18 protein-coding genes and 1 pseudogene are annotated in these 21098 nt (G+C 75.0%); 6 read left to right on the forward strand and 13 right to left on the reverse strand.

Annotated elements, in window-relative coordinates; all coding sequences use genetic code 11:
- Positions 1-18 precede the first annotated feature (18 nt).
- A complete protein-coding gene (locus FVA95_RS01385; RefSeq protein ID WP_149662581.1) occupies positions 19-1230 on the reverse strand; it encodes a cytochrome P450 in 1212 nt (403 codons plus the stop codon).
- Between the two features lie 120 nt (positions 1231-1350).
- Between FVA95_RS01385 and FVA95_RS01390 the strand changes: the two genes are divergently transcribed.
- Complete coding sequence (locus tag FVA95_RS01390) at positions 1351-2472, forward strand: YncE family protein (protein ID WP_205015736.1); 1122 nt, start codon at positions 1351-1353, stop codon at positions 2470-2472.
- Positions 2473-2561: 89 nt separating this feature from the next.
- On the opposite strand, the gene FVA95_RS01395 is transcribed toward FVA95_RS01390, so the two are convergent.
- Positions 2562-3392 (reverse strand): alpha/beta hydrolase, encoded by an 831-nt coding sequence (locus tag FVA95_RS01395; protein ID WP_240051194.1) that lies wholly within the window; start codon positions 3390-3392, stop codon positions 2562-2564.
- Positions 3393-3533: 141 nt separating this feature from the next.
- Positions 3534-4994: a serine hydrolase gene (locus FVA95_RS01400; RefSeq protein WP_149662583.1), complete on the reverse strand. Its 1461-nt coding sequence runs from the start codon at positions 4992-4994 to the stop codon at positions 3534-3536.
- Positions 4995-5164: 170 nt separating this feature from the next.
- On the opposite strand from FVA95_RS01400, the gene FVA95_RS01405 reads away from it, so the two are divergent.
- Positions 5165-7102, forward strand: coding sequence for an AarF/ABC1/UbiB kinase family protein (locus tag FVA95_RS01405; RefSeq protein WP_149662584.1), 1938 nt, complete (start codon positions 5165-5167; stop codon positions 7100-7102).
- Between the two features lie 36 nt (positions 7103-7138).
- On the opposite strand, the gene FVA95_RS01410 is transcribed toward FVA95_RS01405, so the two are convergent.
- The gene (locus tag FVA95_RS01410; RefSeq protein ID WP_020622239.1) at positions 7139-7684 is read right to left on the reverse strand and encodes a DUF4334 domain-containing protein; all 546 of its coding nucleotides are present in this window, start codon (positions 7682-7684) and stop codon (positions 7139-7141) included.
- A 91-nt stretch (positions 7685-7775) separates the two neighbouring features.
- The gene (locus FVA95_RS01415) at positions 7776-9062 is read right to left on the reverse strand and encodes an MFS transporter (RefSeq protein WP_149662585.1); all 1287 of its coding nucleotides are present in this window, start codon (positions 9060-9062) and stop codon (positions 7776-7778) included.
- Between the two features lie 188 nt (positions 9063-9250).
- Here FVA95_RS01415 and FVA95_RS01420 point away from each other — a divergent pair, with 188 nt between their 5' ends.
- Genes FVA95_RS01420 through FVA95_RS01430 form a run of 3 tightly spaced genes read left to right on the forward strand, consistent with a single transcriptional unit; the run spans position 9251 to position 11935 of the window.
- Entirely contained in the window at positions 9251-10135 is an 885-nt protein-coding gene (locus FVA95_RS01420) for an alpha/beta fold hydrolase (protein WP_149662586.1), read from the forward strand.
- Complete coding sequence (locus tag FVA95_RS01425; RefSeq protein WP_149662587.1) at positions 10135-10878, forward strand: enoyl-CoA hydratase-related protein; 744 nt, start codon at positions 10135-10137, stop codon at positions 10876-10878. Before FVA95_RS01420 ends, FVA95_RS01425 begins: the two co-directional genes overlap by 1 nt.
- A gap of 10 nt (positions 10879-10888) precedes the next feature.
- Entirely contained in the window at positions 10889-11935 is a 1047-nt protein-coding gene (locus FVA95_RS01430) for a DUF4185 domain-containing protein (protein ID WP_149662588.1), read from the forward strand.
- Positions 11936-12056: 121 nt separating this feature from the next.
- Here the strand turns inward: FVA95_RS01430 and FVA95_RS01435 are convergent, their stop codons facing one another.
- The gene (locus FVA95_RS01435) at positions 12057-12449 is read right to left on the reverse strand and encodes a hypothetical protein (protein WP_149662589.1); all 393 of its coding nucleotides are present in this window, start codon (positions 12447-12449) and stop codon (positions 12057-12059) included.
- Positions 12450-12596: 147 nt separating this feature from the next.
- Here FVA95_RS01435 and FVA95_RS01440 point away from each other — a divergent pair, with 147 nt between their 5' ends.
- Positions 12597-13280: a TVP38/TMEM64 family protein gene (locus FVA95_RS01440; protein WP_149662590.1), complete on the forward strand. Its 684-nt coding sequence runs from the start codon at positions 12597-12599 to the stop codon at positions 13278-13280.
- 20 nt (positions 13281-13300) lie between these two features.
- On the opposite strand, the gene FVA95_RS01445 is transcribed toward FVA95_RS01440, so the two are convergent.
- The 7 genes and pseudogenes from FVA95_RS01445 to FVA95_RS01475 all read right to left on the reverse strand — a co-directional run bounded on the left by FVA95_RS01445 (position 13301) and on the right by FVA95_RS01475 (position 21082).
- Complete coding sequence (locus tag FVA95_RS01445; protein ID WP_149662591.1) at positions 13301-14650, reverse strand: uracil-xanthine permease family protein; 1350 nt, start codon at positions 14648-14650, stop codon at positions 13301-13303.
- A 114-nt stretch (positions 14651-14764) separates the two neighbouring features.
- Positions 14765-15925, reverse strand: a complete 1161-nt coding sequence (locus FVA95_RS01450; protein WP_149662592.1) for an epoxide hydrolase family protein — start codon at positions 15923-15925, stop codon at positions 14765-14767.
- A gap of 50 nt (positions 15926-15975) precedes the next feature.
- Positions 15976-16773, reverse strand: a complete 798-nt coding sequence (locus FVA95_RS01455; protein WP_149662593.1) for a molybdenum storage protein subunit alpha — start codon at positions 16771-16773, stop codon at positions 15976-15978.
- 223 nt (positions 16774-16996) lie between these two features.
- Positions 16997-17596, reverse strand: a pseudogene (locus tag FVA95_RS32530) (uridine kinase); the annotation flags it as partial.
- Between the two features lie 464 nt (positions 17597-18060).
- On the reverse strand, positions 18061-18858 hold the full coding sequence (locus FVA95_RS01465) for an ABC transporter ATP-binding protein (protein ID WP_205015737.1): 798 nt from the start codon (positions 18856-18858) through the stop codon (positions 18061-18063).
- Positions 18855-19889, reverse strand: a complete 1035-nt coding sequence (locus FVA95_RS01470; protein ID WP_149662594.1) for an iron ABC transporter permease — start codon at positions 19887-19889, stop codon at positions 18855-18857. Before FVA95_RS01470 ends, FVA95_RS01465 begins: the two co-directional genes overlap by 4 nt.
- Positions 19886-21082, reverse strand: coding sequence for an ABC transporter substrate-binding protein (locus tag FVA95_RS01475; protein ID WP_149662595.1), 1197 nt, complete (start codon positions 21080-21082; stop codon positions 19886-19888). The genes FVA95_RS01470 and FVA95_RS01475 overlap by 4 nt, the downstream gene beginning before the upstream one ends.
- Between the last annotated feature and the right edge of the window lie 16 nt (positions 21083-21098).

The following is a 21098-nucleotide window of genomic DNA, read 5'->3' on the forward strand; positions in this document are numbered from 1 at the left end:
CGGTCACCAGATCACCGGTCACCAGGTCACCGGCAGCGACCGCACCCCGCCGGTGACCTGCTCGGCCCGCACCTCCAGCTCCTCCGGGGCGACGGCGAGGCGCAGCCCGGGCAGCCGCCGGAACAGTCGCGCGAACACCGTCGCGAGCTCGGTGCGCGCCAGGCTCGCGCCGATGCAGAAGTGGCCGCCGTAGCCGAAGGACACGTGCGGGTTGGGCCGGCGGGTCGGGTCGAAGGCGTCGGCGTCGGCGAAGACCTCGGCGTCCCGGTTGGCCGAGGCGGTCGCGATCATGACGGCGTCGCCGCGGCGGATCGTGACGTCGCCGACCTCGATGTCGGTGTGGGCGTAGCGCAGCAGGGCGAGCCCACCCGGCGAGGACAGCCGCAGGACCTCCTCGACGGTGCCGTGCAGCCGCCCGTCGATGTCGGCGACGAAGGCGTCGCGGCGGGCGGGGTCGGTCAGGAGCAGGAGGACGCCGAGGTCGATCCGCCCGACGGTCGTCTCGTGCCCGGCGAACAGCAACGCGGCGGCGAGCCGGGTCATCTCCTCCTCGCCGAAGTCCGGGTCCTGCTCGCGGGCGCGGACGAGGTCGGTGACGACGTCCTCCCCCGGCTGCGCACGCTTGGCGTCGGCCAGGCGGCCCAGGTAGGCGCGGAACTCCCCCATCGCGACGTCGGCGTCGCCACCGGACCGGATCGTGGCGACCCGCTCGGACAGCCCGTGGAAGTAGCCGCGGTCGGCGAACGGCACCCCGAGCAGCTCGCAGATGACCAGCACCGGCAGCGGGAACGCGAGGTGGGCGTGCAGGTCGGCGACGCCGTCGGTCGCGCCCTCCTTCGCCGCGACGAGGTCGTCGAGACACCCGTCGACGAGCTCGCCGACGTGGTCGCCGAGCAGCCGCATCCGCTTGGCGGAGAACGCGGGCACCAGCAGCCTGCGCATCCGCTCGTGCTCGGCCTTCTCCCGCTCGAAGGTGCCGCTGGGCCCGCCCAGGATCGCGGCCTCCGAGACCCGGGCGGCGTTCTCCGGCTCGGGGTGCGAGCGCCCGAGCCGCGGGTCGGCGAACAGGGCACGGGCCTCGGCGTGCCGGGTGACCAGCCAGGCCGGGTCGCCGACCGGGGTGCGCACCGGGACGACCGGTCCCTCGCGGCGCAGCACGGCGTAGAGCGGGGCGACGTCGATGATGTTCGGACGGTCGAACGGCAGCTGCGGGGCCTCGGTGGTCGTCACGGTGACACTCCCTCGTGCGCACGGTCTGCGAGCACGTAACGGTAGCCGACTATCGTTTCACCGTGCAAGACGATCTCCGGCCGACGCGCGGCCACCGGCCGGCGCGACGATGCTGGGGAGATGGCGACAGTCGGACGCACGACCCGTGGGGCACCGGTCGCCCCGGCGACCCCGGCGCTCCTGGCCGTGGCACTGATGACCACAGCGCTCCTGGCCGTGGGCTGCGCCGCCCCGCCGGCCGCCCCGCCCGACACCCCGCCCGGAGACGCACCGGCGGCGCCGGGCCGGGCGGGCACCCCGGTGCGCTTCGCCGAGCCGCTGCCGCCGCCGGCCGAGCCGGGCGTCGCGCCACCGGTCACCGGCACCCCGCCCGGGCGGATCGTCGCGGTCGGGGCGGTGCCGGAGGGCATCGTCGCCGACGGGCCGACGCGGCGCGTCGCGGTCGGGGTGCGCCGGCCCGACCGGCTCGTGCTGCTCGACACCGACACCGCCGCCGTCACCGGGCGGGTGCCGCTGCCGGGCGTGCTGCGTCACCTGCAGCTCGCCGGGCCGGGCGGGCCGGTGCTGGTCCCGAGCGAGAGCGCGAACGGCCTGCTGCGTGTCTCGCTCCCGGACGGCCGGGTGTCCTCCGAGGTCATGACCGGCCCGATGGCGCACGACGCGACCGAGACCGCGGCCGGGACCGTGTTCGTCGCCAACGAGGCGGGCGGCAGCGTGTCCGTGGTCCGCGGGGACCGGGTGGAGCGACAGCTGACCGACGTCACCCAGCCCGCCGGGCTCGCCCCGGCCGGGGACCGAGTGGGACTGGTCGACGTCCGCGAGAACACCCTCACCGTCTACGACGCCGCGACCGGCGACGGGATCCGCGAGCTCCCGGCCGGGGACGGCCCGACCCACCTGGTCGCCGACCGGCACGGCCGCCTGATCGCGACCGACACCCGGGGCGGGCACCTGATCGTCGTCGACCCGGCGGGCACCCCGGCCGAGGTCGGACGGGTGGACCTGCCCGGGGAGCCCTACGGCATCGCCTACGACCCGGTCCGCGACCGCGTGTGGGTCACCGCCACCGGTGCGAACCTGCTCGTCGGCTACGACATGACCGAGCCGACGCCGCGGGAGGTCGCCCGGATCCCCACCGTGCGCCAGCCGAACACGGTCGCGGTCGACCCGGACACCGGACGACTGTTCGTCACCGGCACCGCCGACGGCGTCGTCCAGGTGGTCGACGGGCCTGCCTCGTAGCCCGACGCGACGAGCGCCCGACGGCACGAGCGGAACCCGCTCTCGTCTCGATCATCGACGGCCTGTCGGTGCCGCTCGCCCGCTCGTGATCAGGGCTGCGGGGCGAAGTGGGTCCGCACCGCGTGCCCGAACCACTGGTCGCGGAACGCGGCGGCAGCCCGGCTCGCCGACGCCTTCGGAACGAGCACGTCGAAGCCGTGGTAGGCGCCGGCGAACTCACGGAACTCCACCGGAACGCCGGCCGCACGCAGGTTCTCCACGTAGTGGACGGTCTCGTCCCGGAACGGGTCGAGGCTGCCCACGAAGGTCATCGTCGGAGGGAGCCCGGCGTGGTCCGTCGCCCGTGCCGGAGCGGCGTACGCCGGAACATCGGCGGACCCGAACAGGTCGCCGAGGTACAACCGCCACGCCGACCGGTTGGTCACGGAGTCCCAGACCGGCGCGTCGTTGTCCCGCCCGGACTCGGTCTCTCCGCGGTCGTCGATCATGGGGTACATCGGCATCTGGAAGGCGACGGCGACCTCGCCCTTGTCGCGTGCGTAGAGGGTCGTCGCCGCGGTCAGCCCACCGCCCGCGCTGCCGCCCGCGACCGCGATCCGGTCGGGCCGCACTCCGAGTCGGACGGCGTTGTCCGTCAGCCAGACCAGCGCCGCGTAGGAGTCGTCGAGCGCAGCCGGGTACGGCGCCACCGGGCTGAGGCGGTAGTCCGGTGAGACGACGACGGCGCCACTCCCCGCGATCAGGGGCCGGAAGGAGGACGCCTCGAACTCGGGGGCTCCCGTGGCGTACCCGCCCCCGTGGAGCCAGAGCAGTCCGGGAGCATCGGGCCGGGCGTCCCGCGCCCGGTAGACCAGGATGCGCAGCCGCGACCCGTCGGGCCGCCGGATCCACTCCTCGCTGCGGACCAGACCGGCGGGCACCCGCCTGCGCAGCAGCCGGTCGACGGGCCCGGGGAGGGCGCTAAGCAGGGGAACCCTCCGTTCAGCCGCTGCAGGGGCGGACCGCCTACGACACCGGCGGGCATGCCGTCATGGTGTTCGACGACCGGTCCCGCGCCGTCGTCACGCATCGGCGGGCCGGTCGGACCGGCACCACCGGAGGTGGGAGACACGGGCCAGCAGCACGGCCGTCCCGGCCACCACCAGGGCCGCCGCGAGCACGGTGGTCATCGGCAGCAGCCACGTCACGTACAGGGCCGCGCCCCACCCCGTCAGGCCGGTCGAGGCACCCACGACGAACGGGAGAGCCGTCCCCACGACGACCGTGAGAACGGGGGTCACCAGCCGCCACCGGGCCCGGCCGTGCCGGACGGCCCACCGGCGCGCCCGCCACACCCCCGTCGCACCGAGCAGCAGGACCGTCGTGGCCAGACCGGCCAGGACGAGGTCGACCGCGGTGAGCGGGTTCGTCGCAGCCGCGGGGACACGTCCCTCGGCGACGGCGACGAGGGCGGCGGTGAGCTCGGACGGGGCGCCGCCGGAGTTCGTCAGCACGACCGCGGCGACGCCGGCGCCGTGCAGGGTGATGTCACCGGTAAAGGTGGACAGCGTGCCGCCGTGGCCGACCGCGGGCGACGTGCCGGGAAGCGGGACCTCTCGCCAGCCCAGGCCGTAGCCCTGGGCCCCGGGCTGTGCGATGTGGGTCTCCCGCAGCGACTCCGGGGTGAGCAGCCGCCGTCCCGAGGCCGTGGTGCCGTCACCGGTCTGGAACCGTGCCCAGGTCGCCATGTCGGCCACGGTGGAGACGACGCCGCCGTTCCCGGCGCACAGGCCCGGGAGCTCTGGCACCGCCACCCGCACCGCGAACGCCCCGATGTGCCCGGGTGCGAGGTCGGACCGCTGCTGGTCGCACCGCACCGTCGAGGTCGTCGAGGTCATGCCCAGCGGGGCGAGGACCTGCTCGGCGAGGTGGGTGTCGACGTCCTGGCCGGTCACTCGCTCGACGACGCGGGCGGCCAGGACGTAGTTGGTGTTGTAGTACTCGAACCGGGTGCCCGGCTCGGCGACCAGCCCCACACCCCGGAGGTCGGAGACGACCTCGGCCGTCGAGCCGGCGACCGGCAGCGCGTACTCGTCGTAGCGCTCGTTCGACAGTCCCGAGGTGTGGGAGAGCAGGTACCGCAGGGTCATCCGGGCCGAGCGGGGGTCGCCGAGGTCGAGCTCGGGCAGCAGCTCGCCGACCGGCTGGTCGAGCCGGACCCGTCCGGCGTCGACGAGCCGCATCACCGCGACGGAGGTGAACGCCTTGCTCATCGAGGCGATCCGGAAGCGGGTGTCCTCGGTGACCGGCTCGCCACGACCGTCGGTGCCGCGGAGCAGGAACCGGGTGCGGCCGTCCGGAGTGAGCACGGCGGCGGCGAGGCCGGGTGGATGGAACGCTCCGACGTAGTCGTCGACGACGGCATCGTCGCCGAGCCGTGTCGTGGCCGCGACCGCCGGGGCGGCCGCCCCGCACAGCAGGGCGACCATCGTGCTCACCACGACGGCCGCGACGCGGGCTGCTCGGACACCGGATCGTCGCACCGGACACCTCCCTCGGGCGCACCGGACCGGCGCCGCTCCCGACGATCGTCGAACCGGCCGGGACACCGGACATCCGGGACGACCCCCGTCACCCGCCGGGGATCACGTGTCCGGGTGATCCCGGGGGTCTCCCGGACCCGCTCCGACCGTCCTCGGTGGACGCTTCGGGCGTGGACTGGTTCGGGAGCGCGATCACGGCCGTACTCGGGACGCTGCTGCTCAGCGGGGTGGCCAGCCGCCCGCTGCAGCTCGACTTCTCGGTGTCACGCCGTCTCGCGGCCGGTGCCGTCGCGTTCGGGGCCGCCGTGCCGATCATGGAGGCGATCACCCCGGCCGCGGTCACGGCGATCCTCGCGCCGTTCCCGGTCCTGTGGTACGTGCTGCTCGGCGGCATGCTGGCGACGCTGCTCGCCATGGTGCTGCTGGTCCTGGCCGAGGTGCTGGTGCCCAGCGGGTCGCTGCCCGGGCCGGTCGCCCTGGTCCGCAGTCTCCCCGGCCGGCGTTCCCGTGCGCGGCGCTTCGCGGCGATCACCCGGATCCTGCTCCGGCGCGGCCTGGCCGCGTACGTGTTCACCCGCCAGCGTCCCGATCTCGCCACCCCGGAGGGCCGGACCCGGCTGGCCCGGTCGGTCCGCGCGGCGCTGGAGGACGCGGGCGTGTCCTTCGTGAAGCTCGGTCAGATCCTCGCCACCCGGCCGGACCTGCTCCCGCCCGAGTTCGTCGACGAACTCACCCACCTCCAGTCACGGGCACGCCCGGTGCCGTGGAGTGCGGTGGAGACCGTGATCCGGACCGAGCTGGGCGCCGACCCCGCCACGGTGTTCTCCCGGATCGACCCCGAGCCGCTCGCGACAGCGTCCATCGCCCAGGTGCACACCGCGACGCTGCTCGACGGCGGCGACGTCGTCCTCAAGGTGCAGCGGCCGGGGATCGCCCCCGTCGTCGCCGACGACATGGAGATCCTGTCCCGGCTGGCCCGCCGCCTGGAGCGGCGCGCGTCGTGGGCGGCGCGGCTCGGCGTCGTCGCGCTGGTCGAGGGTTTCGCGGCGTCGCTGCGCGAGGAGCTGGACTTCCGGGTGGAGCGGCGCAACCTCGCCGCGATCGACCCGGGGCCGGCCGCCGTGGTCCGCACGCCTGCGGTGTACGCACAGCACAGCACGGCCCGGCTGCTGGTCCTCGAGCGGATCCACGGCCGACCGGTCACCGAGGCCCCGCCGCGGCTGCGCCCCCGGTTCGCGCACGCGCTGCTGGAGGCGCTGCTCACCCAGATCATGGTCGGCGGTCGCTTCCACGCCGACCCGCATCCGGGCAACATCCTCTACACCGACACCCCCGACGGAGCCGGGCAGCTGGTCTGGCTCGACCTCGGCTCGGTCGGCGTCCTCGACGCCGGTCTCCGGGCGTCGCTGGTCCGGCTGCTGGTCGCCGTCGACGGCGGCGACGCGTCCGACGTCCGGGACGTCCTGCTGGAGATCGCGGACGCCCCCGACACTCTCGACGAACGCCGCCTGGGCCGCGACCTCGGCCGGTTCGTCGCCCGGTTCACCGCCTCCGGGGGCGGGACCGACCCGGCCGTGTTCGTCGACCTCGTCCGGATCCTCGCCGACCACGGCGTGACCGCCCCGCCCGAGCTGGCCGCGGTGTTCCGCGCGATCGGCACCCTCGACGGCACGCTGACCGCACTCGACCCGGGTTTCGACCTGGTCACCGAAGCCCGCCGGTACGCCACCACCCGGCTGACCGCCGGCACCGACCCCGACGACCTGAGGCGGCGGCTGACCACCGAAGCCGTCCTGCTCCTGCCGATGCTGCGGCGGCTCCCGCACCGCGTCGACCGGATCGTCGGCGCGCTGGAGGCCGGCACCCTCACCGTCCGCGTGGACCCTCGGGCGGGGCACCTCGCACGTCCCGCGGCCGGTGTCGTCGGACAGCTCGTGACCAGCGCACTCGCCGCCGCGACCGGGCTGATGGCGGCACTGCTGCTGACCGCGCCGACCGGTCCCGAGGTCGGACCCGGGCTCGCGCTCAACGGCCTGCTCGGCTACCTGTTGCTCATGGTCGCGGCGGTGCTGGGGCTGCGTGCCCTCGTCCGTTCCTACCGGTCCTGAGACCGCGGCGCGGCGGCGCTCGACGGGAAACGGCCGTCACTCGCGACGCAGGAAGAACAGGAACGGCTGGGCCAGGCCCCGCATGTCCATGGCACCGAGCACGGTGTCGTCGTCGACGCGGCGGAAGACGTCGTGGATCGGCAGGTCGTCGTAGCACATGGTGGCGCTGGCGACCCCGCGGTACTCGGTGGTGCGCAACCGCGCCTTCGGGGCCCGGGTGGCGAGCGCGGGGCCCGCGGTGCGGGCGATCCGCGCGAGGGTCGCGTTGCGGAGCGCGGCCGGGTAGCGCAGCAGCGCGGGCAGCGGGACCAGGGCGGGGTTGAGGGAGAACCGGCCGCCGCGGGGGTGGTCCATGACGAGCGGGTGGACGTCGTCGACGCCGTCGAACCGCTTGCCGTGCCAGCCGAAGCGGCCCAGCAGCCCGTCCATCGGGTTGCCGGTGGGGATCTCGCCGCCCGACCAGTCGCCCAGCATCTCCTCGACCCCGACGGCGGGCAGCGCGTCGAAGAAGCCGAGGCCCTCCTCCAGGGTGGCGCCGTGCGCGAGGTGGCGGAGCGTGTCGGCCGGTGCGGTGCTGGTCATCGCGAGCTCTCCATCGAAACGTCGGCGTGTCGATCAACGGTACAACCCGCACCTCGCTCCGCACCTGCTCGCGGGGTACCGGGTACGGGGGTCAGCTCAGGGCGGAGCCCTTCGTCTCCGGCAGGGTCAGGACCGCGACGAAGGAGAGCACCGCCCCGACGGCGACGTAGACGAAGAACAGGATCGCCAGGTCCGCCTCCTGCAGCGAGGCGATGACCAGCGGCGCGGTCCCGCCGAACACGGCGACGGTCAGATTGTACCAGGCACCGATCCCCAGGGCGCGGACCGTCGTCGGGAACAGCTCGCTCATGATCGCCGGCGCGACCGAGGTCATCGCCGTGTAGAGCCCCAGCCCGACGGTGAACACGACGAACATGTTCCAGAAGCCGGGCCCGATGAGGAACGACAGCGGGACGACGAGCAGCGCGGTGGCCGCGGACCAGACGAGCATCTGGGGTCGGCGGCCCCAGCGGTCGGCGGCGGCACCCATCGGGTACTGCAGGAGGACGAAGATCGCCGTGGCGATGGAGAGCGCGAGGAACACCTCGGTCGCGTCCGCGCCGCGGGACCGGGTGGCGAACGGCGTCAGCGCGGAGAAGAACGTGTAGTAGCAGAGGGTGTGCAGGATCGTGAAGCCGACGAGCTGCGCCACCGCCTTCGGGTGCTCGCGCAGGGTCAGCAGGAGCGGGTTGCGGATCCGGGCCGCCGACTCCTTGTTGTCCTCGAACTGCTCGGTCTCGCTCATCTGACGGCGCATCCAGAGCCCGATGACGCCGAGCACCCCGCCGAGCAGGAACGGGATCCGCCAGCCCCAGGCGGCGAGCTGGTCGTCGGTCAGCGTCGCGGCCAGCACGAAACCGGTGAGCGAGGCGAACAGCACCGCGGTGCCGGTGGAGATGTAGAAGAACGACGAGTAGCGCCCGCGCCGCTCACGGGGGGCGATCTCGGCGAGGTAGGCCGAGGCGTTGGAGACCTCCCCGCCCAGCGACATGCCCTGCGCGATGCGGGCCAGCAACAGCAGGACCGGGGCGAACCAGCCGATCATCGAGAACGTCGGCAGCAGGCCGATCACGAACGAGCCGCCCGCCATCAGCAGGATCGTCACCAGCATCGCGGTCCGACGACCCTTGAGGTCGGCGAACCGGCCCAGCAGCAGACCGCCCAGCGGCCGGAAGAAGAAGGCGAGCGCGTAGGTGGCCAGCGTCGCGATGAGCGCGGCCCTGTCGGCCGGGAAGATCTGCGTCGCGAAGTAGATCGAGAACGTCGCGTAGATCGTCCAGTCGTACCACTCGACCGCGTTGCCGATGGACGCCGCGACGAGCGTCCGGACCGGAAGACGGTGACGCTCCGTCGTTGCGGGGCTGGCTGCCTGGGACACGGTCCCCCCTGACGTGTCGGCCGAACGGTCGGCGAACCGTATCCGTTGCGGCCAGACAAATCGACCGGACCGATCAGGAGAGGACCGGACCGAGTATCGCCGCCGCCCGCCGGGCACCCCATCATCACTTCTCGCTGGACCGGGCCGGGCGGTCCGGTGCCGCCCCACGACCCCGGAGGATCCCCGCGATGCCACTGTCCACCGCCACCGACGGCTTCCGGCTGGCCTACGACCGCCACGGCGAGCCCGGTGCGCCGCCGGTCCTGCTGCTGCACGGCTGGCCGGGCGACCGGACGGACATGGCCGCCGTCGCCGCACGGCTGGCCCCGGCGCACGACGTGGTCGTCCCCGACCTGCGCGGGTTCGGCGCGTCCGAGAAGCACGACCGCGACCCGGCCGAGCAGTACTCGGCGGCCGCGCAGGCACGCTCGCTGACCGCGCTGCTGGACGAGCTGGGCCTGTCCGGTGTGGTCGTCGCGGGCTACGACGTCGGCAGCCGCGTCGGCCAGCAGATCGCCGCGGACCGGCCCGACCTGCTGCGCGCGCTCGTCGTCACCCCGCCGGCGCCCGGTGTCGGCAGGCGGATCCTGGGCGAGGACCCGGTGCGCGAGTTCTGGTACCAGTCCTTCCACCAGCTCGACCTGGCCCGCGAGCTCGTCGACGGCGACACCCGTGCCGCCCGCGCGTACCTGCGCCACTTCTGGTCGCACTGGTCCGGACCCGGGTTCACCCCCGACGACGAGCGCCTCGACCACCTCGCCGCCGTCTACGGGGCGCCGGGCGCCTTCGTCGCGTCGATCAACTGGTACCGCTCCGGCGGCGGCGCGGTGGCCCGCTCGCTGGCCGAGACCACGCCCGACCCGGCCGACCGGGTCACCGTCCCGACGACGTTCCTGTGGCCCGAGCACGACCCGCTGTTCCCGCGCGACTGGTCCGACCGGCTCCGGGAGTTCTTCACCGAGGTGACCGTCACCGCCGTCGACGGCGTCGGGCACTTCGTCCCGGTCGAGGCACCTCAGGTGTTCACCGACGCGGTGGCCGCGGCGGCCGCGCCGCCGCGGACGGTGCGCTGATGGGGACCCCGCGGGTGCGCGACGACGGCCCCGTCCGGACCGTCACCCTGGACCGCCCCGACGCCGCGAACGCCCTGCACCTCGTCGACGTCGACGCGGTCGCCGCGGCCGTCACCGACCTCCCGGACCGGGTACGGGTCGTCGTGGTCACCGGGGCCGGGGACCGGGCCTTCGGCGCCGGGATGCACCTCGACGTCTTCCGCGACGCCGACCCCGGCGACGGTCGCGCGATCATCACCCGGCTCGCGGCCTGCCTGCGTGCGGTGCGCACCGCGCCGGTCCCGACCATCGCCCGGCTGAACGGCGCCTGCCTCGGTGCCGCGTTCGAGCTGGCCATGGCCTGCGACCTGCGCGTCGCCCACACCGGGGTGCGGGTGGGGCTGCCCGAGGTGCGCCTCGGGATCCCCTCGGTGGTCGACGCGGCACTGCTGCCCCGCTACGTCGGCGCCGCGCTCGCCCAGGAGATGGTCCTGACCGGCAGCGTGCACCGGGTCGACGAACCCGGGACGGCCCCGCTGGTGAACCGGCTCGTCGACTCCCCCGCCGGGCTCGACGCCGCCGTCGACGAGCTCGTCACGGCCCTGCTCGCCCCGACCCGCGAGGTCCTGGCGGCGCAGAAGGAGCTGCTCGAGACCTGGCGCGAGCAGGGCATCACCGGATCGGTGGAGGCCAGCGTCGGCACCTTCGCGGAGGTGTTCGCGCTGCCCGCGACCCGCGCCGCGATCGCGCGGTACCGGCCGTAGGGTCGCCGCCATGGCCGTCACGACCAAGATCGCCGACCTGACCGGGCCCGGGCACACCGACCGGTTCGGGATCGGCGGCACCGACCTCGGCATCCTCGCCACCGCGCCGGACGGGCGCCTGGTCGCCGTCTTCGGCGACACCTTCGAGCGGGCCGGCGTCGGCGGGCCCGGCTGGCGCTCCCCGGTCGTGCTGTTCGCCGACCCTGACGGGTTCCGGACCGGCCTGCGCTGGACCGGCTCCGGTGGCGACACCGCGGACTACGCCTGCCGGCTCGTCAGCAAGCCGGCGACGAACTGGTTCCGGCTGCACCGCCGCGTCACCACGATCCTGCCCGCCGACGTCATCACCGTCGGCGACACGATGTACCTGCACGTCATGGCCAACAAGGGCCTCGGCAACGTGCTGTGGAGCGAGATCATCGCCTCCCGCGACAACGGCGTCACCTGGGAGCGCACCGGCTGCGACTGGCCCGGCGACCACCACGACGGCCTCTTCCAGCAGCTGACCTGGTGCGACGGCGGCGACGGGTACGTCTACGCCTACACCACCGGCTTCCAGCGCCGCGACGGTCTGCTGCTGCACCGGGTGCCCATCGACCGGATCACCGACCGCGACGCGTGGGAGCCGTGGGGCTTCGCCGGGGAGCGCTGGGACTGGGGCAACCCGCCGACGCTGACGCTGCCGGGTGCGTTCGGCGAGCTCAACCTGCGCCGGGTCCCGGGCCCGGACGGGCGCGAGCACCTGCTGCTCACCGTCTTCGACGCCGGGAACTACCGGATCGACACGCTGCTGCTCGACCGGCCGAACGCCGACCTGCACCGTGCCCCGCGGACCACCGTGCTCACCGGCTGCGGCTGGGACGACGAGGACCACGCCACCGGCCGCGTCGCGCAGCTCTACGGCGGCTACGTCGTCCCCGGCTCCACGCTCGACGACCTGCACCTCGTCGTCAGCCAGTGGAACACCACCACCCACTGGCCGTACCGGGCGATGCAGTTCCGGACGGACGTCACGGAGCTGCTGCGAACGGAGCAGTCCGAGGTCCGGGCGTCATGAGAAGTGGGTACGTCCCGGCGCCGGGTGGTGCTGCGGCTGCTGACCGGGTTCCCCGGTGTCGTCGTCGCGGCCGCCCCCGGGCCAGCACTCCGGCCGAGGACGCCGTGGCGGTGCCCCGGGGTCAGCCGGGTTCCCGCCCGCCGGGCGGCAGGAGGCTGAGGTACCAGCGGCCCGCCTCCTCGGCGACCGACAGCGTCACCAGCACCGGACCCGACCGGATCTCGACCCGGTCCGCTCCGGTGGGCAGTACGACGGGTGACCCGGCCGCCTGCAGGCGTTCGACGTAGTCGTCGGCGAAACCCCGGTCCGGGGCGTCGAGCAGCAGCTCGTGCAGCCGGGCACCGCCGTCGGGGCTCCGCAGCGCGGCGCCGGCACGGTCGAAGAGCACAGCGGGGTCGTCGGCGCCACGCTCGCCCGCCGCCGCGATCAACACGACCGTCCCGACGATCCACACCCCGACGAACGCGACGGCGATCCACCCCAGCAGGGTGCGGGTGCGCGCAGGACGTCTCATCAGGCCGACAACTGTGTCATACCGGACACCCGCACACCGGACACCCGTCGGCCGCCGCACACCGGTCGCCGTTCACCGGTCCGTGCCGATGCTCACCCGAACCCCGCGGGTACCCCCACTCGTAGATCCGGGTGGAGGTGGTCGACGGTGGCCCGATGGTGGCGACCCGTGCTGCTGGTGACGCTGGTGATCGCGGGCTCCGCGGTCCTGCTGGTCACCGGCTGGCCGACGGTCGAGGGCGTCCGCGCGACGACGGCGGCCGCGGGCTGGGCGGCGCCGGTCCTGTTCACGCTGCTGTTCGTCGGGTTCACCCTGGTCCCGGCACCCGCGACTGTGATGGGCATCGCCGCCGGCGTCCTGTTCGGCCTGCCCGTCGGCCTGGCGACGACGATGACCGCCGTCGCCGCCGGCTCGCTGATCGGCTTCGTGCTGTCGCGGGCGCTGGGCCGTGAGGTCGTCGCCGGGATCGGCAGCGCCCGCATCCGCCGTCTCGACGCACGGCTGCGCCGGGGCGGGCTGTGGGCCGTCGCCGGGGGCAGGCTGCTTCCGGTGATCCCGTTCCCGGTGCTCAGCTACGCCTGCGGGCTGACCGCGATCCGGCTGCGCGACTACCTCGCCGGGTCCGTGCTGGGCGTGCTGCCCTCGGCCGTGGCGTTCGTGACCATCGGCGCCTACGGCGGGGACCCGGGCTCGGTGCCGTTCCTCGTCGCGGTCGCCGGGCTGGTGGTGCTGACCGTCGCGGCGCTGGTGGCGTCCCGGACACGGCGGCGGGCCGGGCGGACGGCGGGGAGGACGGCGGAGGCACCGGTGCCGTCGGGTCCGGTGGCCTGACCCGCGACGGCCGCCGGTCCTCACGCGGGCGGTGTGCCCGCCGTCGCGGCGTCCCGCTCGGGGCGGCCCGGCAGCACCAGGTTCAGCAGCACCGCCACCACCGCCGTCACGACGACGCCGGACTCCAGCAGCGGGCGCCACTGCCCGGGCACCAGCGCCAGCAGGTTCGGCACCGACGCCAGGCCGCGCCCGAGCCCGACCGACAGCGCGACGACCACCAGGGCACGCTGGTCGAGGCCGCGCTCGGTGAGCATCTGGATCCCGATCGCGCACACCATGCCGAACAGCAGCACGACCCCGCCGCCGAGCACCGCGGGCGGCGTCGCCCCGATCACCGCCGCGGCCTTGGGCAGCAGCGCCATCGCGACGAGCACCCCGGCCGCGATCGTCACCACGTGCCTGCTCATCTGGCGGGTGAGCGCGATGAGCCCGATGTTCTGGCTGAACATGGTGGTGGGCAGCGCGGAGAAGACCGCGCCGAGCAGCGCGCTGCCGCCCTCGGCGAGGATCCCGCCGCGCAGCTCGCGGGTGGTGGCGGGGCGCCGGGCCCCGGCCTGGGTGACGGCGTTGACGGTCCCCACGGAGTCGACCATGTTGACCACGCCGACGACGGCCACGGTCAGGATCGCGACCACGTCGAAGCTCAGCCCGAACGCGAACGGCGTCGGGAACGCCACCCAGCCCGCGGGCCCGACCCCGGCCAGGTCCACCATGCCCAGCGCCAGCGCGACGAGGTAGCCGACGACCAGCGAGATCAGCACCGCCGCCGTGCCGAGCAGCCCGCGCCCCCACCGGTTGAGCACGACGGCGAGCACGAGCACGAACGCGGCCAGCCCCAGGTTCGCCGCGGCGCCGAAGGTCGGCGAGCCCGCCCCGCCCGCGGCGAGGGTGAAGGCCGACGGCAGCAGACCGAGCCCGATCACCAGGATGATCGTGCCGGTGACCAGGGGCGGGAACAGCCAGGCGATCCGGTGGATGTTCAGCGCGATCACCACCTGGACGACCGCGGTGACCAGCACCGCGCCCCACACCGCGGCGAGCCCGCGCTCGGCGGCCAGCGGCACCGCGACCGAGATGAACACGAAACCCGAGCCCATCATGATCGGCAGCCGGCCGCCGACGATCGAGAACCCGATGGTCTGCAGCAGCGTCGCGAGGCCGGCGCACAGCAGCGCCCCCTGGATGAGCAGGGTCCGCTGGGCCGGTGTCGCCTCCACCGCGGTGGCCAGCAGGAACGCCGGGGTCAGGTTGCTGGCGAACATGGCCAGCACGTGCTGCAGCCCGAGCGGGACGGCCTCGCGCAGCGGCGGCATCGTCGCGATGTCACTGCGGTCCGGCGTGGGCGCGGGTCGGGGTGCGGTGGTCGCCATCGCTCCTCCTCGGTCGGATGCGACGACGGTGCCCGGTCCGGATGACACCCGTGTGACGCGCCGTTACAGCTGTTTCGTCCGGTTCGGGGGACGCCTGCGTCGCCCCGGCGGCGCTCAGGTCCCGATCGCCCCGGACAGGATCGCGGCGAAGGTCCGGACGTCGTCGAGCAGCAGGTCCGGAGCCTGCAACGCGGCGAAGTGCCCGCCGCGGTCGTGCTCGGTCCAGCGCGCCACCCGGTGCGAGCGCTCGGCGAACGGCCGCACGGCGTGGTCGCCGAGCAGGTTCAGCACCGCGGTCGGCACCCCCGAGGGCGGGCGGGTCTCCCGGAACGCCGTGGGCGCGATCTCCCGGTACAGGCGCATCGCGGACCCGGCGGTGCGGGTGAACCAGAAGCTCGCGACGTCGGCGAGGTAGGCGTCCGGGTCCACGGGGGTCTGCCGGGTCGTCCCCGGGTCGTAGTCGACGAACCACTCGAGGTGCCAGGCCAGCAGCCCGACCGGGGAGTCGGTCATCGCGTAGCCCAGCGTGGACGGGCGGGTGCTCTGGATCGCGGCGTACCCGCTCCGCCCGGGCCAGGTCTCGCCGAGCTCGGCGACACGGGCCCGCTCGGCGTCGGTCAGGCCGGCGAGCGGGTCCTCCGCTGACGGGTCGGGGGACGCGCCGACCAGCGCGTTGAGGTGCACCCCGAGCACCCGGCCGGGGTCCCGGCGGGCGATCTCGGGCGCGATCATCGAGCCGTAGTCGCCGCCCTGGGCCAGGAAGCGGTCGTGGCCCAGGGCCGACATGAGGTCGGTCAGGCAGCGGGCGTGCCGGTCGACGTCCCAGCCGAGGTCGCGGGTCGGGCCGGAGAACCCGAACCCGGGCAGTGACGGGGCCACGACGTGGAACGCCGGGAGCGTCGCGTCCCCGGGCTCGGTGAGCGGACCGAGCAGCCCGAGGAACTCTGCCGGGGTGGACGGCCAGCCGTGCACCATCAGCAGCGGGACGGCGTCGGGCCGCGTCGAACGGCGGTACAGCGCGTGCACCCCGGCGTGGTCGGGGGTGTCGACAACGACGGAGTCCGCGGCCAGCCGCTCCTCCACGGCCCGCCAGTCGAAGCGGTGCCGCCAGTGGTCGGCGAGCTCACGCAGGTGACCGGGCGGGACGCCGTAGGACCACCCCGCGCCGGACGGCACGTCCGGCCAGCGGGTGTCGTCGAGGCGGGCGTGCAGACGGTCGATCTCGGCCTGCGGGACGGGGAACGGGTTCGGTGCCAGCGGTGCCGTCGGTGCCATGGCCTCGACCGTGGCACCGAACCCGGACGCCTCCGGTCCGCGTGCCGCGGTCAGGCCGAGACGACGGTCCCGACGTGCTCCCCGGCGAGGGCCTTCGTCACGGTCCCGGCGGCGGTGCCGTTGACGATCTGGACCGACCGGACGTGCCGGGCGCGCTGCAGCGTGCGCAGGGCCTCCCGGTCGATCGGCAGGGGCCGGGCGGGGTCGGCGAGCAGGTCGGCCGCGGTCGCCGTGCGCAGCACGGTGCCCCCGTCGAGCACGCCGTCGACGTCGCGGACGTAGGTCAGCGACGCCGCGCCCCAGGCGTCGGCCAGCAGCAGCGCGCCGGTGTCGGTGCGGTGCGGCGGGATCTTCCCCGCCGCCGCGGGCAGCTCGTGCACGCCGTAGGGCGGGTAGCCGTTGGTGACCGCGGCGTTGGACGCGGCGAGGTGCACCGGAAGCTGGTGGGCGACGGTGTCGTGGCCGAGGTAGGCGACGCCCTGCTCGGCGAGCAGCGCGGCGACGAGATGCCCGTTCTGCTCGGCCTCGCGACCGGCGATCTCGGCGAGCGCGCCGGTCGGCAGGCCCAGGTCGAGGCCGACGCCGAGCGCGTGCCGGGCGCGGATCCCGGCGCCGGTGGCGATCAGCAGCGGGTCCCCGGAGATCGCGGCGCGCAGCTCCTCGACGATCGGCAGCAGCACGTCGCGGCCGCGGTCGACGATCGAGCGGCCGCCGAGCACGACGACGCGCAGCCGGGGCAGCATCCGGATGACCGGCTGCTGCTGGTCGACGGGGCGGACCTGCTCGCGGTCGAGCAGGGTCTGGCGGGCCAGCGGGGACTCGACGTCCTTGGGGTGGGTGGTGCTCATCGGGCGTCTCCCGCGGTGATGATCGTGCCCACGTGCTCGCCGGCGAGCGCGCGGGGAGGTTGCCGGGCTTCAGACCGTTGACGATCTGGATCGAGCGGACGTGCGTCGCGTGCCGCATGAGCTCCAGCACCGGGCGCTCGACGATCAGGTCGGGCAGGTCCCGCTCGATCAGCTCGTCGACGGTGATCTCCGGGATCAGCGTCGCCGACGGGTCGTTCTTCGGGTTCGCGGTGTACAGGCCGTCCTCGTCCTTGACGAAGATCATGTTCTTGCAGCCGTAGGTCTCGGCGACCAGGTAGCAGCCCGCGTCGGTGCGGTAGGGCGGGATCACGCCCTCGTCGGGCAGGGGCTGCCACATCGCGTACGGCGGCATGCCCGCGAAGATCGCCGCCCGGACCTCGGACAACGACAGGGGCAGCGCGTCGAACCCGCCCCCGGCGACGACCGGCACCCCGTGCCGGGCCATCAGGTAGCCGAGCATGGTGGCGTTCTGCCCGGCGACGGCGCTGCCGACCGAGCTGAGCACACCGGTGGGCAGGCCGAGCTCGGCGGCCAGGGAGTACGCGTGCCGGGCGCGGGTGCCGCCGCCGGTGCCGATCAGCAGCCGGTGCGTCGACCGGGCCTCCAGCAGCTCCTCGACCAGCGGGAACACCGCCTCACGGCCGCGGTCCATGAAGCTCTGTCCACCGACCTTGACCACCGACACGTCGGGCAGGACCCGGGTGTCGGGCGTCCGCTCGGTGGCCGCGGCGAGCTCCGGGTCATCGAGCGACCGGGTCAGCAGCAGCGACTCGAGCTCGGCCGCGCTCGCGGCGTGCGTCATCGCATCTCCTCGTGTTCGGATGCGCGCACCCGGACGGGCCGCGCGGTCGAGGCGAACCTAGCGACTCCGGGCCGCGTGGTGCCGCCGACGCCACGGGCGCCATCGGCCGGGCTGCGGTACCGGACCCGGGCGGCGTTCCGTCGGCGCGGCCGGTCGCGCACGACCGGCCCGCATCCGCTGGTCGCGACACCGTCCGGGTGATCCCTGCCACTGGCCGGAGCCCGCTCCGCAGCTCCGGCTCACTCCGCGCTCCGCCCCCGCACCCACGACACACCCCCGCCACGCGCGGCGTCGCACGGGTTCCGGCCCCGCCGCTCGTATCCCGACGCCGGGCACGAGCGGACGGGGGCGATACGGCCGGACGGGTGCAGGGCAGCGCGCCAGCACCGCGGCACCGCGGCACGGCGGCACGGCGGCACGGCGGCACGGCGGCACGGCGGCACGGCGGCACGGCGGCGAGCGCCTCAGACGCGCAGGCGGAAGGTGCCGGTGGACGCGTCGAAGGCCAGCTCGTCGGTGTCGAACGCCGCCCCCACCGCACCGGAGGCGGCCAGCTCGCCGGGCGTCCCCGTGCACAGCGCGCCGGCACCGTCGAGCAGCCAGGCCCGGTCCGCCAGGCGCAGCGCCGGTTCCAGGTCGTGGGTGGACAGCAGCACCGCGAGGTCCTGCTCCCCCGCGAGCCGGCGCAGCGTCCCGAGCAGCGCGACCCGGGAGGAGACGTCGAGGAACGCGCTCGGCTCGTCGAGCAGCAGCAGCGACGGCTGCTGGGCCAGTGCGCGGGCGACCATCATCCGCTGCCGCTCGCCGTCGGACATCCGGGCCAACGGACGTCCGACCAGGGGGCCGGCGCGGACCGCGTCGATCGCGGCGTCGACGGCGGCCTCGTCGCCCGCGGTGAGCACGCCGGCGGCGCCGGTGTGCGGCAACCGCCCCAGCTCGACGACGTCGCGGCCGGTCAGCTGCCCGGGGTCCGGCCGGTCGGTCAGCACCACAGCGACCCGGCGGGCCCGTTCGGGCGGCCGCAGCGCCAGCAGGTCGGTGCCGTCGAGGGACGCCGCGCCGCCCAGTGCGGGCGCCAGCCCGGCGAGGGTCCGCAGCAGCGTCGACTTGCCCGTGCCGTTCGCCCCGAGCAGCACGGTCAGCTCGCCCCGCGCGGCGACGGCGTCCACCCCGGACAGCACCGGGCGCACCCGGGCCCGGCGCAGCGCCCTGCCCTGCGCGTACCCGGCGACGAGCCCGGTCAGCACCAGCCCGGCGTTCACCAGGCCGCGCCCAGGCGTCGGGAGCGCAGCAGCACCGCGATCACCACCGGCGCCCCGACCAGCGAGGTCACCACGTTCAGCGGGATCACCGTGCCGACCCCGGGCGGGTTCGCGACGACCGCACACGCCAGCCCGACCAGCGCACCGGTCAGCGCGGTGGCCGGGACGAGCACCCGGTGCCGCGAGGTCCCGACCGCCAACCGGGCCAGGTGCGGCACGGCGATGCCGAGGAACCCGATCGGCCCGCAGAACGCGGTGACCGTCCCGGCGAGGACCGCGGCGACCCCCAGCACGAGGACCCCTGCCAGCCCGGCCGCGACGATCCCGCCGAGGATCGGCAGCTCGCCGCGGCCGACGCCGGACACCGAGCCGAGGCCCCACATCAGGTACTGCTGCGCGGTGCGCGGGTCGGTCCAGACCAGCAGCAGGCTGACCACCGAGGTGACCCCCGACCCCAGCATCACGCCGATCACCAGCAGCGCGGTCACCGACCGGGCGAACCGCGACAGCGCCAGCACCAGCGCGAGCACGGCGGCGGCACCGACCGCCGCGGCCGCGACCGTGGTGAACCGTCCCCCGACGACCGGTGTGGCCCCGAGCCCGCCGGTGGCGAACGCGGCGGCCCCCGCGGCCGTCCCGAGGGTGGTCACCAGCGCGACGCCGAGCCCGGCGCCGGCGCTGACCCCGAGCACGTAGGGCTCGGCCAGCGGGTTGCGGAACAGGGTCTGGGTGAGCAGCCCCGCGGTGCCCAGCCCGACACCGACGGCCGTCGCGGTCACCGCCCGCGGTACCCGCAGGTCGGTGACGAGCAGGTCGAGCCGGGCGTCGGGGGTGCCGGTGCCGAACAGCGCCGACAGCGTCCGGTCGAGCCCGATCACCACCGAACCGGTCGACACGGCGAGGGCGAACAGCACGACGACCCCGGCCGCGAGCAGCACCAGGACCAGCGGTGCGCGGCGCCCCGAGCGCTGCCCGGCCCGGTCCGGGACCCGGCTCGCCGCGGCGGGCGACGCCGGTGCGGCCTGCCTCATCCGGCGGGCACCTGCCGGTAGTAGGTGAACGCGTGGCCGGGCAGGGCCTGCGGGTGCAGGATCGCGACGAGGTCGGCGAGGATCTCGTCCTGGTGGAGCGCGCCGCGCTCGTAGAGCGGGTTGCCGCCGTCGGGGGTGGTGGCCCGGTCGCGGGTCCACAGCTGGCCGCCGGGACGGGCCGCGGCGAGCGAGGTCAGCCGCGGGTCGAGCGCGGCGACGTCGGCGGTCGTGGCGAACGGGCCGTCGGCGAGCCAGATGCGGGCGTCGCCGTCCTCGGCCAGAACCCGCTCCAGCGTCTGCGCCTGGGTGCCGGTGCCCGGCATCCCGGCGCCCAGCCAGGTCGCGCCGGCGTCGCGGAAGAGAATGCCGGCGGTCGACTCGGCGGCCGGGACGTTCCAGGTGCCCTGGTAGGGCTGACCGGCGACGATCGGGGTCGGCGGCAGGCCGCGCACGCGACCGGCGAGGTCGGCGTAGCGGCCCGCGATGCCGTCGAAGATCTCCGCGGCGCGGGCGTCCTGCCCGGTCAGCGCGCCCGCGACCTTGATCCACTCGGCCTGGCCGAGCGGGCCGGTCTCCAGGTAGTCCGCCCAGCCGACCACCGGGATCCCGGCCGCGGACAGTGCCGGGAACGCCGCGTCGTCGGTGCCGGCCGAGAGCACGACCGGCGGCGCGGCGGCGACGACGGCCTCGGCGTCGATCGTCGAGTTCGGCGCGAAGTCGACGGCGGCCCCGGAGGCGACGCGGGCACGCACGGCCGGGTCGGTGACCAGCGCGGCCCCGCCGACGCCGGTGATCCGGTCGAGCCCGCCCAGCTCGGTGATCATCGGCAGTTGGGTGGTCGAGCCGGCAAAGATCCCGCTCACCGGGGTGTGCACGACCGGGGCCCCGGCGAGCGCCGCGGGCAGCGCCGGGTCGCCCTGGCCGCAGCCGACGAGCACCACCGACTGCGGCTGCCCACCCGGGAAGGGCGTGCGGACGGTCAGGACCCGGTAGCCGTCGCCGCCGGTGATCGTGACGTTGGTGGCATGGGTGAAATCGACCGTGTCGTCCGGCGCGGACGCGGCGCCCGGCACACAGTCCTGTGCCGCGGCACCGGCCCCACCGGGGGCGGGCGGTGCCGTGGCGGGCGCGGAGCACCCTGCGACGACGGCCAGTGCGAGCAGGGCCGCGAGGACCCATCGATGACGCGTCACCTGAACAGTCTCACAT

It is taken from the genome of Pseudonocardia sp. EV170527-09 (genome assembly GCF_008369905.1).
GTDB lineage: Bacteria > Actinomycetota > Actinomycetes > Mycobacteriales > Pseudonocardiaceae > Pseudonocardia.

Coding starts and splice junctions, on each gene's coding strand:
- FVA95_RS01390 (WP_205015736.1), top strand. CDS start 1,351: ATGGCGACAGTCGGACGCACGACCCGTGGGGCACCGGTCGCCCCGGCG.
- FVA95_RS01410 (WP_020622239.1), bottom strand. CDS start 7,684: ATGACCAGCACCGCACCGGCCGACACGCTCCGCCACCTCGCGCACGGC.
- FVA95_RS01420 (WP_149662586.1), top strand. CDS start 9,251: ATGCCACTGTCCACCGCCACCGACGGCTTCCGGCTGGCCTACGACCGC.
- FVA95_RS01425 (WP_149662587.1), top strand. CDS start 10,135: ATGGGGACCCCGCGGGTGCGCGACGACGGCCCCGTCCGGACCGTCACC.
- FVA95_RS01430 (WP_149662588.1), top strand. CDS start 10,889: ATGGCCGTCACGACCAAGATCGCCGACCTGACCGGGCCCGGGCACACC.
- FVA95_RS01435 (WP_149662589.1), bottom strand. CDS start 12,449: ATGAGACGTCCTGCGCGCACCCGCACCCTGCTGGGGTGGATCGCCGTC.
- FVA95_RS01445 (WP_149662591.1), bottom strand. CDS start 14,650: ATGGCGACCACCGCACCCCGACCCGCGCCCACGCCGGACCGCAGTGAC.
- FVA95_RS01450 (WP_149662592.1), bottom strand. CDS start 15,925: ATGGCACCGACGGCACCGCTGGCACCGAACCCGTTCCCCGTCCCGCAG.
- FVA95_RS01455 (WP_149662593.1), bottom strand. CDS start 16,773: ATGAGCACCACCCACCCCAAGGACGTCGAGTCCCCGCTGGCCCGCCAG.
- FVA95_RS01470 (WP_149662594.1), bottom strand. CDS start 19,889: ATGAGGCAGGCCGCACCGGCGTCGCCCGCCGCGGCGAGCCGGGTCCCG.